Origin of the sequence: Treponema bryantii, assembly GCF_036492245.1 — a bacterium.
In the GTDB taxonomy this organism is placed as follows: Bacteria; Spirochaetota; Spirochaetia; order Treponematales; family Treponemataceae; genus Treponema_D; species Treponema_D bryantii_C.
The window spans coordinates 1,632,169-1,646,648 of the sequence record NZ_AP025286.1; the positions used below are offsets into that span (position 1 = coordinate 1,632,169).

Sequence of the window (14,480 nt, forward strand, 5' to 3'; positions counted from 1 at the left end):
ATTAGAACAGGAAGTTATATCCAATATAGAAAATTGGAGCTGCGATTACAACTGAGTCAATTGAATCAAGAACTCCACCACGGCCAGGAATTAAATTACCACTGTCTTTAATATCGCAGGAACGTTTGAAAACAGATTCAATCAAATCACCAATAATTGCAGAAACTGAAGTAATGATACCAAGAATTACAAGATTTAAATTGCTGATTGAAATTGCAGCTGGGAAGAAATATTTAAGAACAAAACCACAACCCAAAGAACCGATAATTCCGCCAATAAAACCTACAAGACTCTTATTAGGACTTGCTGCAACAAAACCTCGTGTTGATTTTCCAAAAAGGATTCCAAAGAACCATGCAAAAGAATCACACATGAAAACAAAAATCAAAAACAAACTTATGATTATTTTTGAATCTGGAAGGATTGTCATTCTTGAAAGGAATGTAAGAAGGAAGCCTGTGTAGAAGAAGGTAAGTGTTGTATAGGCAATTTTAGAAAGTGAGTTTTCAAAAGACTTTGCAGTAAAGCATTCAAAACCCATCAAAAGAATCACTAAAGAAATGAAAAGCCATGGTGTAATATCAAGTGAAAGACCTGATAAAATAAAGGTATAACAAGAAAATGGAAGGAGGGCAGTGCCAATCAAAACTACTTCACGATTAAAAAGTACTATACCTTTTTTAGACAGCATGTTGTAAAACTCATTTGCGCCTAATACTGCAAAGATTCCAATGGTAATCTGCAAAGGCAGGTGATTCAACCAGTCACAAAATACAATTGCAAGTACAAGTGGGATTCCTATAAAAAATGTCAAAAGTCTTTTTGCAACTTTGCTCATAATTATTTTCCTTTTTTAGAGGCCGGTTTTTCGGCACCGAAACGTCTGTTTCTATGCTGGAAGGCTTCTATATGTGAATAGAACTCTTCGTTTGAATAATCAGGCCAGAGTGTGTCTGTATATATTTGTTCAGCATAAGCAACATGCCATAACAGATAGTTGCTTAAACGCTGTTCTCCACCAGTTCTGATAAGAACATCGACATCCGGACATTCGGGCATATCGAGATAGCTGGAGAAAGTTTTTTCATCCAGTTGGTCGGGAGATACTTTATTTTCTATGATTTTTTTGATGCCGCGGATTATTTCGTCACGGCCGCCGTAGTTGATGGCAAGATTTACAGTCATACCCTTAAAGTCTGCTGTATCGTCCATTGCCTGTTTGATATCTTTTTGAATACTTGCCGGTAATGCTTCAAAATTACCGATATGTCGAACTCTTATTCCGTTTTCTTTATAAAAAGCAAGTTCTGCACAAAGGTGAGTGTGGATAAGGTTCATCAGGAATCCAACTTCTTGTTCAGCGCGCTTCCAGTTTTCAGTTGAAAATACATAAAGTGTAAGATACTTAATTCCGATGTCGCTTGCAGCCTTTACAATTCTTTTTGCGGTGCGAAGTCCTTCATCGTGACCAGAAGTGCGTGGAAGTTTTTTTGCCTGAGCCCATCTTCCGTTACCGTCCATCGTAATGGCAACATGCAGCGGAAGATTTTCCTTATCCAAAGCCATAATTGCCTGCATTAGTTCTGCATTATGTCCTTTTCTTTTGCATCGTAAATCTTGTTGATTTCATCGATGTATTTATCTGTAAGCTTCTGAAGCTTGTCTGTTTCAGTTTTAAGTCCGTCTTCTGTGAGCTCTCCGTCTTTCTGCTGCTTTTTGAGCTCATCGTTTCCGTCGCGACGGATGTTACGGATTGCAGTTCTTGAGTTTTCTGCAACTGTTTTAGCCTGCTTTACAAGTTCCTTACGGCGGTCTGCAGTAAGAGCAGGAATTGCAATGCGGATTACCTTACCATCGTTTGATGGGTTCAATCCAAGGTCAGCTACCTGAATAGCCTTTTCAATTTCAGAAATAAGTGATTTGTCAAAAGGAGTGATGATGACAGAACGTGCTTCAGGAATTGCAATTGTAGCAACCTGATTCAAAGGTGATTTTGTTCCGTAATAATCAACACGAACCTTATCAAAAATTGCGGCATTAGCGCGTCCAGTTCTGATTGTGTTAAAAGAATCCTTCAAAGAAGCGATTGTTTTTTCCATTCTTTCTTCAATGTCTGCCATTTTTTTCCTCCTAGAAACTCGTCATTGCGAGGAGCGAAGCGACGAAGCAATCTGTTAAATGGATTGCTTCGCTTCGCTCGCAATGACGGTGGTTTATTTACTTACCAAGAACAAAAAGTTTTGCTGTAGCAAAGCTGAGTGTAGCACCAGCTTCCTTTCCAACTTCTGCAAGTTTTGCTGTTACAGTTTTCTTGTCGTCCTTTACGAACATCTGGTCTTCGAAACAGATTTCTGCAAGGTGCTTGTTAATCTTACCCTGAAGAATTCCTTCCTTAACGTTCTCAGGCTTACCAGCCATCTTTTCGTCCTGATCCATCTGTGCCTTGAAGATTTCCTTCTGTTCAGCAACATAAGTCTCTGGAACATCTTTCTTTGATGTGTAAGCTGGTGTGAAAGCTGCAATGTGGAGACAGCAGTCATAAGCAAAAGTCTTTACTACATCTGCAGTAGAACCCTTAACTACAACTACAGCACCAGTTTTCTTGTCTGAGTGTACGTAGAATGAAGCAGATGCATCAGCAGGTACATCAATTACCTCAACCTTTGCAACCTTCATGTTTTCACGGATAGATACCTTGAGTGGTTCAAGGATAGCTTCGTGATCAGCCTCAACCTTTGTGTAACCCTTTTCGAAAGTTACGTCGAGGAGCTTTTCGCCTACAGCGATAAAGTCAGCGTTGTTTGCAACGAAGTCTGTTTCACAAGTAAGTTCAACAACAACGATCTTATTACCGTTCTGGCGGATGAAAAGACGACCTTCAGTTGTAGCACGCTCAGCGCGTTTAGCCATAGCTGCAAGTCCCTTTTCCTTAAGATATTTTTCGGCTTCTGCCATGTCGCCGTTACATTCTGTAAGGGCTTTTTTACATTCCATCATTCCGGCACCAGTTGCTTCGCGAAGTGCCTTTACGTCAGCTGCTGTGATTGCCATATATTAGTCCTTATAAATTTTGTCTTCGTCAACGTCGTCAGCAAGGCTTTCTTTTTCGTCTGCTTCAACATCTTCTTCTTTTGGTTCAGTTGGCTGATAGTTTGAGTAATCAACTATTTCCTGATCTTCTGTACGTGTAGAAGCGTCAGTCTGAACATCATCTTCGTCATTAAGGTTCTCAAGAATCTTAAGACCAGCTTCATTGTCAGATTCAATTACAGCGTTAGCAATAATAGAAGTGAACAAAGAAATAGCGCGGATAGCGTCATCGTTACCTGGAATAGGGTAGTCGATACCTTCTGGGTTACAGTTTGTATCAACAACAGCGATGATTGGGATACCCATTCTGCGTGCTTCTGCAACTGCGAGCTGTTCTTTGTGTGTATCGATTACGAAGAGAGCTCCTGGGAGTTCCTTCATTTCTTTAATACCACCGAGGTTCTTTTCGAGCTTTGCCTTTTCCTTCTGGAGAGCAGCTACTTCTTTCTTTGTAAGATTATCGAATGTGCCGTCAATTTCCATCTTTTCGATTTTCTTGAGGCGCTGAAGTGATTTTTTGATTGTAGCGAAGTTTGTAAGCATACCACCAAGCCAGCGGTTGTTTACATAGAACATACCACAGCGTTCAGCTTCTTTCTGTACAGCCTGCTGTGCCTGTTTTTTAGTTCCTACGAAGAGGATAGATTTGCCAGATGCAGTAACTCTACGTACTTCATCATAGCCGTCTTTGATTGCAGCGATTGTCTTCTGCAAGTCGATAATGTGGATACCATTGCGTTCTGCGAAGATGTACTTCTTCATACGTGGATCCCAGCGTTTTACCTGATGTCCGAAGTGTACTCCAGATTCCAACAGGTTCTTCATGGTTACTACTGCCATGATTAACTCCTTCACGGGTGAATTACAAATGCTTTACAGCACATTCACCACCAAACTCTATTTCTCGATGCTCGCCCAAGCGGGAGAGTACGGAAGATTATAGTGCTATGCTAACAGCCAGCACATAAAACGCGTTTGTCAAGGCTTTAAGCGAAGCGTGCCTTGACGAATGCGTATTTCACGGGGAAGTTATTCTATAATAGAATATCCCTGCTCTTTTAATATATCGTAAAGCTCAAAAATAGGCAAGCCGACCGCTCCGGAATAAGAGCCTTCAATCTTTGAGATAAAGCAGGATGCAAGACTCTGGATTCTATATCCGCCGGCAGCTCCATGCCATTCACCAGTTTCTACATACCATTCAATTTCTTCATTAGTCATTGGAGCAAAAGTAACGTTGGTTTTGCAAAGGCGAGAAATTGTTTTCTTTTCACGGCCGTTATAAAGAACAATTGCAGTTAAAACTGTATGAGTATTTCCCTGAAGTGCAGAAAGATATTCTACAGCCTGGTCATGATTCTCTGGTTTTCCAATAATCTTGTCATTAAAGAGAATAACTGTATCTGCTCCGAGAATCCACTGAATTTCCTGACCAACCGGCAGAGAACGGATTACAGCAGAAACTTTTTCCTGTGCAAGTAATTCTGGTATTTGTTCTTTTTCAATTGCAGAAGTTAGTGTTTCATCAATATTTGGAATGATAACTCTAAATGGAATCTTAAGCATTTTTAAGATTTCCTGTCTGCGTGGTGAAGATGAGGCGAGGATAATTGGTTCCATATTTGCTCCGACGTTATTGTAATTACTTTTTTTATGTTAAAAAAAGAGCTGCCTTTCGGAAGCCCTTTTTAAATATTAGAATTCTATTGCAAAATTATTTTGCATCAGAGCTGTTTGATTTCTTAGAATCTGAGTTGCTTGAGAGTGTCTTCAAAAGCTTGTATGCCTTCTGTCTTACAGGAGTTACATAGTGATAGTCTGTTGAAATACGTGCAACAGCATCAATCATAGTCTTTTTATTTTCTGTTTTATCAGCAAGCATTTCGAAAGCATTAAGAACTTCAAGTGCAAGTGAACTTGTTGGATTCAAAACCTGATTACGGCGGTTAGCAAAAGCGATTGCATCAACAACTTCATCATTTTCATTGATTCCGATTTCACCAAGAGATTTTACAGCAGCTGCAATTACCATTGGCTCATTATCTGCAACAGCAATTGAAACTAACATATTCTTAGAATGTTCGGTAGGAACTTTTGCCATAAGCTTACATGCTTCACGGCGGATTTCTGGGAAGTTGTTATTAAGACGTCCATTTGTACGAGACTGTGTTGTAAGACCTTCTCCAGCAAGACGATCAAGTGCCTGAATCACAGCATCAGAAGTATTACCATCATCAAGTGCAGCCTGAAGGTATTGAAGTGCTACAAGTTTATTATCATATTCATCTGAGTCAGCGAGTGTCATAATGATATCGCCATCAACATCATTAAGGTATTCGCTTTCAACAGATGTTTCTTTTTCCTGAGCAAAAGCAAAGCCACATACGAACATCATTGCAGATGCAATAAGAACTTTTCTAGAAAGTTTCATTAAAAATTCCTCCGTAATTGGTCATAGACCTAATAAAATAATTATAGAATATACTAGCCAAAAAATCAACGAAAATTACACGCGGTCTAACTGAACGTACCATTTACCGTTTACTTTTATGAACTGATAATATCTTGTAATACTTCCGTCCTCATGTACCTGAACGGCCTTTGTATTTGTTTTTGAGATATATCTGATTTCTGTAATTTCGCGGTTATGACGTGAAGGAATGAATACATACTTAAAATAGTCACCAATTCCATTCAAAACGATAGCTTTATTAGGAAGTTTTTTATTTACTTTTCTGATGTTTACAGGATTTGAATAGAAATTTTTAGAGTCTTTATCAACATATTTAAGCCATGCTTCAACATCTTCTTTTTCCATTACTTTCTGAAGTTCTTTGATGATACGGAGAATTTCAGCCTTATCTTCTGTGAATTCGTCTTTTGTTACAAATTCATCAGCAGAAAGAGCCTGTGTAGAACGCAAATATTCTTCTTCATCTTCTTCCTGAATAGAAACATCTTCATTAATCAATTCAACATCTTCTTCAACTTCTGTAACGTCTTCAGTGTCTTCAACTTCTAAGCTTTGTGTTTCTTCCACAACAGGTGCTTCAGGCTTAGTATCTTCTACCTGAGGCTTTGAGCCACATGAAATTAAACAAACTCCGAGTATAAGTGAAATTAAAACATAAATCTTCTTCATGCGGTAATTCTACATCTATTGCCCGTTTTCGTCAAATAAGATAGATTACTTATATATGGTAAAAGCTGTATTTGCAGGGTCATTTGATCCTCCTACAAATGGACATTTAGATATTATTAAAAGAGCATCCGGACTTTTTGAAAGTGTAGATGTAGTTGTTTCTGTAAATCCCGAAAAAAAGACAATGTTCTCTGAAGATGAAAGAGTTCAGTTTTTAAAGGAACTGATTAAACCATTCGGAAATGTTTCTGTTCATTCATATAAAGGTATTATTGTAAATTATGCAAAAGAAGTTGGTGCTAAAGTTTTAGTAAGGGGAGTGCGCTCTGCTAACGATTTTGGTTACGAATTTGAACTTGCATTGATGAATCAGAATTTGAATCCAGATATTGAAACTGTATTCCTTCAGTCAAAAGAAAAATATGCAATCGTAAAATCTTCATCAATAAAGCAGCTGGCTCAGTTTGGCGGTGATATTTCCCGTATGGTTCCAGCTATTGTAGCAGATGCATTAAAAAAGAAATATGAATAATTCCCGTAACGGGGAATTTAAATGACAAAATTTGAAATTTTGTTTGACAAACGATGTTAATTTGATATAATAGATTGACATTCAGATTGGAATTGTTGTATATTAAACTTCAGTTATATCTGATAAATTATAGTGAGGTTATATATATGGCAGTACCAAGAAGTAAAACATCAAAGGCCGTAACAAAAAGACGTCAGACAATCAACATGAAACTTAAGGCACCACAGCTTGTTGAATGCAGCAACTGCGGAAACCTTGTACAGTCTCATCACGTTTGTCCAAAATGTGGTTTCTACCGCGGACGCCAGGTTATCACACCTGAAGTTAATGGCTAATTCTTAGGAGTAAAAAGAATGGACGAATTGTTTGAAAAAATCCAGAAGCTTATTGCTGACAAATTGGAAATCGACGAAGGAAAGATTACTTTGGATTCTTCTTTCAGAAACGATCTTGGAGCAGATAGCCTTGATACTTATGAATTGGTATATGCTATCGAAGAAGAATTGGGAGTTAGCATCCCAGATGAAAAAGCAAACGAATTCGAAACTGTTCGCGACGCTTATGATTTCATCAAGTCTGAACAGGGCAAATAAGTCTTTAGACTAAGATAAAGCGTAGAAAGCACAAGTATTAAACTTGTGCTTTTTTTTTCGGAAAAAAAATGGAACTTACAAAACAACGTAAAAAAGAACTGTCTGATTTTTGTAACAGGGTAGGAATAAAATTTAAGAAGCTTGAGCATTTAGATCAGGCCTTTCATCATCGTTCACTTACAAATGAAGCACACGGAGTGAAAAATAATGAGCGGCTTGAATTCCTTGGCGACTCAGTACTTGGAATGGTAACGGCTGCCTATCTGTATAATAATTTAGACAATCCTGAAGGAGATCTTGCCAAAATAAAATCTGCAGTTGTATCAGAAAAAGCTCTTGCTCCTGTAGCAATTAAGTTTGGAATAGACAAGCTATTGATGCTCGGTCACGGTGAAGAGATGAGCGGTGGCCGCACAAAGCCTGCAATTCTTGCTGACTGTATGGAAGCAATTATCGGCGCTTATTATCTTGATTCAGGATACAAGGCTGCAGAAGCATATGTACTTTCTTTTATTGAACCTGCTGTAAAAGAAACTTTTTCACAGGGAGTAAAAGACTTTAAAACACAGCTTCAGGAAAAGTATCAGAAAAAAACAAAAAAATGTCCTCAGTATGAACTGGTTTCTAAAACAGGTCCAGATCATGATCAAACATTTAAAGTATGTGTTCATTTAGGTGATAAAGTATTCGGTCCTGTTACTGCTAAATCAAAAAAAGAAGCAGAACAACTGGCTGCAAAACTCGCTTTAGACTCTTTTAATTAAATTTTTTTACTTATTTAATAACATCTGATATAATAGGTTTATGAAAAATAAAAACCTATTTATCAGCTTTATCATCAAATTAATCATTTTTTTAGTTTTCGGAGTTTTATTTTATTCTGGTATATTTTCAAAACTCGATTTCCGTTTATATGATTCTTTATTAACACAAAGAAAAGAACCTGCTGCAGATCCAAACATCATGCTCGTAAAAATTGATGACTATGCAATTAAAGAGCTTGGTGAGTGGCCATGGGGACGCGATACTATTGCTGACGCATTGTTACGCATGAAAGAACTTGGCGTTGATACAGCAATCTTCGATATTGAGTATATTTCACCAACTAAAAACGGTATTGCTCCTGCAGCCGAACAGAAAATCTTCAAGCAAATTTATGCAACAGAAGATACTGTAAATGAACTTATCAGTCAGCTTTCTACCGCAATCAATGCTGGCTATGTACGGGCTTCTGAAGTTCCTTCTCTTGTCAGCCAAATGATAGCTGAAAATATAGAGCCAACTTTTGAAAATCTACAGACCTATATTGCAGAAAACATGTCGCGCGATAACGATGAATATTTTGCACGTTGTCTTCAGTTCTTTGGAAAGGCATATCTTACAATCAATCATGATAATTTAGGTTATGATATCACAAATGAAGATAAGCAATATATCATTAAAAGAATGCTTACAGATAAGATAGAAGATGTTTCAAATCTTGTAGAACTGGGAAATGAATATACATCAATTTCAACAGGTGAGGAACGTGGTTTTAATCCTGCAATGAATAAACTGATGACACGTGCTCATGGTGCAAACTTTACAAACTCTGTAGTAGACAGTGATGGTGTTCGCAGAAGAATACAGCTCCTTGTAAAGTTCAATGATACTTATATCAATCAGCTTGCTTTTGGTCCATTTCTTGAAATTGCTGATTCTAATACTCTTGTACGAGAAAAAGATTATCTTATTGTAAAAAATGCAAAAAATGCTTATACAGGAAAACGAAAAGATTTAAAAATTCCGCTTGATTCTAATGGCCGACTTATAATAAATTACCGCCATGGTTCAAGTGACGAATCCTTTAAAAATGATTCAATCATAAATATCATTCATCTGGATACATTCGAAGAACAGATACTTGTATGTCTTAATAATATTGCTCAGCAGGCCGTTTATGAAAATGATGGCTCAGAAATGGAATATACAAGAGCTGCATGGTATTTACTTGATGAATATGATACAATTACAAATATGAAGGATCAGCTTCTTTCTAAGTGTACTGGTTTTAATGAAGATGGTTCAGTAATAGATGGAATTACTCCAGATGAATATTCAGAATATTTTAATTTAAGAAATCAGTTTTATAAGGATGTAAATGAGTTTGCTTCTGCCGGATATCTTGAGACAGTTATACAAAGACTTGATAAACTTGCCAATCAGTTAGATAAAGAAACTGTTGAAGAATTAAAAACATACCTTACAGAAGATTTTGATAATCTGAAATATTTTTCAGATTCCTTTAATGATTTTATGAAGGAATTAAGGGAGCTTTATCAGAATGCATATTGTATTATCGGAAATACTGCTACTTCAACAACTGATATTGGAGCAACTCCTTACATTACTAAATATATGAACGTTGGTATTCACGCTAATGTTTTGAATACACTCTTAAACGAAGATTTTATCTATAACGTAAGATGGCAGTGGGGCTTTTTACTTGCATTCGCTCTTTCTATTTTTATGCTTACTTTTATTAAGGCTTCAAATGCAAAACAGAATATCATTACATTCATTGCATATCTTATTTATTGTCTTGTATGGGGAGGATTATTTGTTTTCAGCAAATATTATATTCAATTTATTGGAACAATTTTGTGTTTGGTCGTAGACCTGGCTGCCGGAATTGGTTACCGCTTCTTCCTTAGTAATAAAGAAAAGCAGTTCATTACACAGATTGCTTCTTCTTTTGCCAACAAGGATACCGTTAATGAACTTCGTAAAAATCCGGATGCATTCAAAACAGAAGGTCAGAAAAAATGTATTACAGCGCTTTTCTCTGATATTCAGAAATTTTCAACACTCAGTGAAAGCATTGGTAAACTTTATGGTGATGAAGGACCAAACAAGTTAATTGAGATTCTCAATGAATACCTTGGACAGATGTCAAATGAGATTCTGCGAAACAGTGGTAATATCGATAAATACGAAGGTGATGCGATTATCTCAATGTTTGGTGCTCCAGACCCAATGAATACTCATACACCGGAAGAATGGGCATATCTTTGTCTTGATTCTGCAATCAGAATGAAAAAAGTTGAAGTTGAGTTTAACCAAAAGCATGCTGATTTGTTTGAACCTAAAGAGATTACACATGAAGATGGAAGAAAAGAAATAATTCAGCTTAAACCTCTTCAAACCCGTATCGGTGTAAACTCTGGTGAAGCCTTTGTAGGTCTTATGGGAAGTAAAACCGATACCTTCAGTAAGCTTAATTACACTATGATTGGAGATACAGTAAACCTTGCAAGCCGTCTTGAAGGTGTAAATAAAGCTTATGGTTCATGGATTATGTGTTCTGATGATACCTGGAATATGGCAGATTCGGGTGCACATAAAGGAGCTATTGCTGCAAAGCGTCTAGATCAGGTTAGAGTAGTTGGACGCTCGACTCCAGTTCAGTTATACAGTATTATTGGTTTTACAAGCGAACTTACTCAGGAACAGAGTGAACAGATTGATGTCTTCCATGCCGCTCTGGATAAATACCTTACCCGTGATTTTGCAAATGCAGGTAAGTTGTTTATGCAGGCCAATTCAATGTGTGGCGGGGATCCGATTGCCCTTGTTTTTGCAGACCGTTGTAAGAACTTTATAGAAAACGGCGTAGCAGATGATTGGGACGGTGTTATAAATATGACTTCAAAATAAAAAAAATATTTAAAAATTCAAGGAGATTTAAATGAAAACAATTTTGAAAGTGTTTAGTGTTATGGCTTTATCCATAGCAATGGTTGGATGTGCTAAAGAAGCAGAAGATCCAAAGTATGAACCACCTAAAAATGTGATTCTGGAAAAAACTTCTGATGACCCAATTCAGATTGTTGAAGCTGAAGTTAATACAATTTATGATTTTTCGGTCTATGAAGGGAAAAAAGCTTTTCTGGTAGTTTCTAATAAAAGTCCTGAAACAAAAACTGTTTTTACACCATCTCGATCAGCAAACGTTGACAGAAATCTTATAACGGATGAAATTACTAATCAATATAAAATCAAATCAGTAAATCCACCTTCTCTTGGTATCAAGTATATAAAAAGTACAGAGGAATCTAGAGCTGCTATAAGAAATGAAGCAGAACAAAAAGAACCAGAACTCAATGATATCAGAGACTTTTTTGCCGCAACAGAGCTGTGGGGGACTTCAGAAGAATTAGCAAAAGGTGCAGTTTTGACAAATATTGGTGAACATTGTTATGTTTGGTATGTAAAAAATGATAATATCAATATTACTGACGAGAAATTACAGTTACTAGCTGATACATTTGACGAAATTTACGAAAAGGAAACTTATTTATTTGGTTCCAATATTCCAACTTTTGAATATTCAAATATAATTGATATTCCAGAAAATACAAAAATAAATATTATTGTCTATGATATTTATGGTGATTATGAAATAACTGAAGCAAATGATGGTGGTGGAGTAGCAGGATATTTCTGGCCTTTGGATTTTATAAAAAATGATTACCTGATCCAGAATGAAGATGTAAGAAAATCTAATGAATGTGAATGTATACATATTGATAGCTGGTTTCTTGAAAAACAACCAGAAATGCAGAGGTCAGCAATAGCTCATGAATTTCAGCACCTTTTACATTATGTAAATAAAACACTTAATCCAGGTTTTGTAGTTATAAAAGATGGAGTTAGATATAATCAAGAATCTGCAACATGGTTTAATGAAATGATGTCCATGGTTTGTGAAGATATAATGCAATCTCACCTTTCAATTGATGATAAAGATAGTCCAAAAGGTAGATTATTTTTATTTAATCAGACTTTTTATATGGGATTTAATTATTGGAGAGATAGAGCACATGGATATCAAGACGATAAGAATGTTCGTATTTCTTATGCTAATGCTTATGCCTTTGGTGCATATTTAGTCAGAAATTTTGGTATTGATTTTATAAAAGAATTAGCTACAAATAAATATATTGATGAAAGAGCCATTACAGAAGCTTTATCAAAAAAGTCAATAGATCCTGATGTAACAACATTTGAACAGGCTCTTAATCAATACTTTAATGTTATTATGAATCCTGAAACTAGTAAATATACATTAAATAAAAAAGTTGATAAAACTTATAATGATATTGCGGGAAATAAGACTGTTACATTTGAATGTAAAGCTATTGATTTGTCACAGTATGTAACTCTTCCTGGAAAACATATAAATGAGACTAACTGGTATATTGATCAATTATATAATGCTGAATTAAATACTGATTATTTAGGCCCGTTTATTTTGAAAGAAACTTATTTATATTATACACTTGATGGATATGGAATGTTTGCAACTTATTTAGGAACTGTTAGTCAAGATAATTATCAAAATTATTTAGATCCTAAATTTTGGTCAATGGATTCGAATATAAGTTATAAAGTTGTATTTAAAGATTAATTGGAGTAAAAGGTTATGAAAAGAATTTTTCTGGCATCTTTAATAATGCTTACAACTTTAATGTGTTTTGCATTTTCTAAACCTAAAACAGAAGAAGATGATTCGATATTGGTTGAAGGTCTTGTAAGGGTATATGGGAATGAACCGTTTACATTTATTGGAATTGTCTGTGATTCTGGTGAAGAATATTCTTTAATTGGAGATGCTAATGTTATTTCTGAATTAAGAAATACACAGGGAAAGAAAATACAGGTAAAAGGTTATCAGGATGAAGTCAAAAAGACTTCTGATGATGATGTTCCAGTTTTTTTGTTCGAAACTCTTAAAAACGGAAAATTGAATGTTATAGACTGGAAGTTTGTTAAATAAATAAAAGCCGGTTTTATGAGGAAACTCAAAAACCGGCTTTTTTTATATTCTTATAACGATTAGCGGAAAAGAATAATAAGGAACTGTGAAACAAGTACAACTGCTACAAGAGCGATAGGGTAAGTAGAAGCATAAGCACCTGCTACCTTTTCTGTTCCTGCTGTTGAAATCAAAGTTCCAAGAGCTGGAGTAGAAGTCATACCACCACAGATTGAACCAAGGTTATTCAAAAGGTTCAACTTAAGAACGAACTTAGCAAAGAAGAATCCAATAATCATTGGAAGAAGTGTCATGATAATTCCGTAGATGAAGTATACCCATTCAAAGTATTTAACGAATGAAGCACCACCTGCAACACCGGCACCAATCAAAAAGAGCATAAGACCAAGTTCGCGGAATACCTTAAGAGTTGCTTCCTGTGGCATAATGCTTACTTTTCCAATCTTCTGGAAGTGACCGAAAATCAAAGAAAGAATAAGACATCCACCAGTAGTTGTAAGAGAGAAGTTACCAAACTTGAAAGAACCAAAGAATACACCAAGAACAGCTACGAGAGAGAATGCACAGAAACCGAAAACATCAAGTTCAAGTTCTGAACCTGTGAGTTTTGATGGAGCTTCTGGAGCAGACTCAGAAAGTTTAGCGCGTTCTGTATCCATATCTGCTTTTACAAACTTTGGAACAAGTTGTACAAAAAGAACTACACCAACTACACCAAAGAGGTAAGCAATTCCATGACCTACAGCAACGATTGCTTCAAGATCATCACTTGTTACTGTTGCCTTAGCAGCAGAGAAAGCTGGAGTAGAAGTAAGAGAACCAGAAAGAAGACCTACGAGCATTGCAGAAACTTCTTCGAGGTCGCGTCCGAATACCTTGTTATCAAATACAATACAACCGGCACATGAAAGACCACCAATCAAAATGATGATTACACCAAGAAGAATGTAAGATTTGAAGTTCTTCTTCAAATCACCAAAGAAGCTTGGACCAGCAATAAAACCAACTGAAGTTACAAACAGAATCAAACCAAGATTTTCTACAATCTTAAGAGCGTTTGAAACATAAGTAGCACCACCAACCTTAAGCTGAGCAGCTAAAGGATTGTAAAGGAATGCACCAAAAAGAAGAGCTACGATGAATACTCCCGCAGTTCCCAAAGAAACACCTTTAATAGTGATTCTACCAAGCAGGTATCCTAATCCAGCGATTACGAATACACAGAATACTAAAAAACTGATTGTCTTAATTGATAAGATTCCACCAAAAAGAACCATTGTTATACCTCTATCTTCTATTATATTG

At 36.2% G+C, this 14,480-nt stretch carries 16 protein-coding genes; 7 read left to right on the forward strand and 9 right to left on the reverse strand.

Annotation, left to right across the window (positions count from 1 at the left end; all coding sequences use genetic code 11):
- Nucleotide 1: 1 nt before the first annotated feature.
- The 8 genes from AABJ44_RS07175 to AABJ44_RS07210 all read right to left on the reverse strand — a co-directional run bounded on the left by AABJ44_RS07175 (nucleotide 2) and on the right by AABJ44_RS07210 (nucleotide 6,232).
- Entirely contained in the window at nucleotides 2-838 is an 837-nt protein-coding gene (locus tag AABJ44_RS07175) for a phosphatidate cytidylyltransferase (RefSeq protein ID WP_338371210.1), read from the reverse strand.
- Between the two features lie 2 nt (nucleotides 839-840).
- Complete coding sequence (uppS, locus tag AABJ44_RS07180; protein WP_338371211.1) at nucleotides 841-1,578, reverse strand: polyprenyl diphosphate synthase; 738 nt, start codon at nucleotides 1,576-1,578, stop codon at nucleotides 841-843.
- A complete protein-coding gene (gene frr, locus AABJ44_RS07185) occupies nucleotides 1,578-2,120 on the reverse strand; it encodes a ribosome recycling factor (RefSeq protein WP_074645317.1) in 543 nt (180 codons plus the stop codon). Before frr ends, uppS begins: the two co-directional genes overlap by 1 nt.
- Before the next feature lie 97 nt (nucleotides 2,121-2,217).
- On the reverse strand, nucleotides 2,218-3,051 hold the full coding sequence (gene tsf / locus AABJ44_RS07190) for a translation elongation factor Ts (RefSeq protein ID WP_338371212.1): 834 nt from the start codon (nucleotides 3,049-3,051) through the stop codon (nucleotides 2,218-2,220).
- Nucleotides 3,052-3,054: 3 nt separating this feature from the next.
- Nucleotides 3,055-3,930: a 30S ribosomal protein S2 gene (gene rpsB, locus AABJ44_RS07195; protein ID WP_074645321.1), complete on the reverse strand. Its 876-nt coding sequence runs from the start codon at nucleotides 3,928-3,930 to the stop codon at nucleotides 3,055-3,057.
- 189 nt (nucleotides 3,931-4,119) lie between these two features.
- Nucleotides 4,120-4,710, reverse strand: coding sequence for a Maf family protein (locus tag AABJ44_RS07200; protein WP_338371213.1), 591 nt, complete (start codon nucleotides 4,708-4,710; stop codon nucleotides 4,120-4,122).
- Between the two features lie 94 nt (nucleotides 4,711-4,804).
- Entirely contained in the window at nucleotides 4,805-5,521 is a 717-nt protein-coding gene (locus AABJ44_RS07205; protein ID WP_338371214.1) for a HEAT repeat domain-containing protein, read from the reverse strand.
- A gap of 75 nt (nucleotides 5,522-5,596) precedes the next feature.
- Nucleotides 5,597-6,232, reverse strand: a complete 636-nt coding sequence (locus tag AABJ44_RS07210) for a hypothetical protein (RefSeq protein ID WP_074645326.1) — start codon at nucleotides 6,230-6,232, stop codon at nucleotides 5,597-5,599.
- A 55-nt stretch (nucleotides 6,233-6,287) separates the two neighbouring features.
- Here AABJ44_RS07210 and coaD point away from each other — a divergent pair, with 55 nt between their 5' ends.
- The 7 genes from coaD (at nucleotide 6,288) to AABJ44_RS07245 (ending at nucleotide 13,175) form a co-directional block, all read left to right on the forward strand.
- Nucleotides 6,288-6,764, forward strand: a complete 477-nt coding sequence (gene coaD, locus AABJ44_RS07215) for a pantetheine-phosphate adenylyltransferase (protein WP_338371215.1) — start codon at nucleotides 6,288-6,290, stop codon at nucleotides 6,762-6,764.
- Nucleotides 6,765-6,910: 146 nt separating this feature from the next.
- On the forward strand, nucleotides 6,911-7,099 hold the full coding sequence (gene rpmF, locus AABJ44_RS07220) for a 50S ribosomal protein L32 (RefSeq protein WP_074645330.1): 189 nt from the start codon (nucleotides 6,911-6,913) through the stop codon (nucleotides 7,097-7,099).
- Nucleotides 7,100-7,117: 18 nt separating this feature from the next.
- Nucleotides 7,118-7,357 carry an acyl carrier protein gene (acpP, locus tag AABJ44_RS07225; protein WP_027726958.1) on the forward strand — a complete coding sequence of 80 codons (240 nt, stop codon included), beginning with the start codon at nucleotides 7,118-7,120 and terminating at the stop codon, nucleotides 7,355-7,357.
- A gap of 68 nt (nucleotides 7,358-7,425) precedes the next feature.
- Nucleotides 7,426-8,121, forward strand: a complete 696-nt coding sequence (gene rnc / locus AABJ44_RS07230) for a ribonuclease III (RefSeq protein WP_338371216.1) — start codon at nucleotides 7,426-7,428, stop codon at nucleotides 8,119-8,121.
- A gap of 40 nt (nucleotides 8,122-8,161) precedes the next feature.
- Nucleotides 8,162-11,053 carry a CHASE2 domain-containing protein gene (locus tag AABJ44_RS07235; protein WP_338371217.1) on the forward strand — a complete coding sequence of 964 codons (2,892 nt, stop codon included), beginning with the start codon at nucleotides 8,162-8,164 and terminating at the stop codon, nucleotides 11,051-11,053.
- Nucleotides 11,054-11,084: 31 nt separating this feature from the next.
- Nucleotides 11,085-12,806, forward strand: a complete 1,722-nt coding sequence (locus tag AABJ44_RS07240; RefSeq protein ID WP_338371218.1) for a M30 family zinc metallopeptidase — start codon at nucleotides 11,085-11,087, stop codon at nucleotides 12,804-12,806.
- A 15-nt stretch (nucleotides 12,807-12,821) separates the two neighbouring features.
- The gene (locus tag AABJ44_RS07245; RefSeq protein ID WP_338371219.1) at nucleotides 12,822-13,175 is read left to right on the forward strand and encodes a hypothetical protein; all 354 of its coding nucleotides are present in this window, start codon (nucleotides 12,822-12,824) and stop codon (nucleotides 13,173-13,175) included.
- Nucleotides 13,176-13,234: 59 nt separating this feature from the next.
- Here AABJ44_RS07245 and AABJ44_RS07250 read toward each other — a convergent pair whose 3' ends face one another.
- Nucleotides 13,235-14,452 carry an aspartate-alanine antiporter-like transporter gene (locus AABJ44_RS07250; RefSeq protein WP_074645136.1) on the reverse strand — a complete coding sequence of 406 codons (1,218 nt, stop codon included), beginning with the start codon at nucleotides 14,450-14,452 and terminating at the stop codon, nucleotides 13,235-13,237.
- Nucleotides 14,453-14,480: the final 28 nt, after the last annotated feature.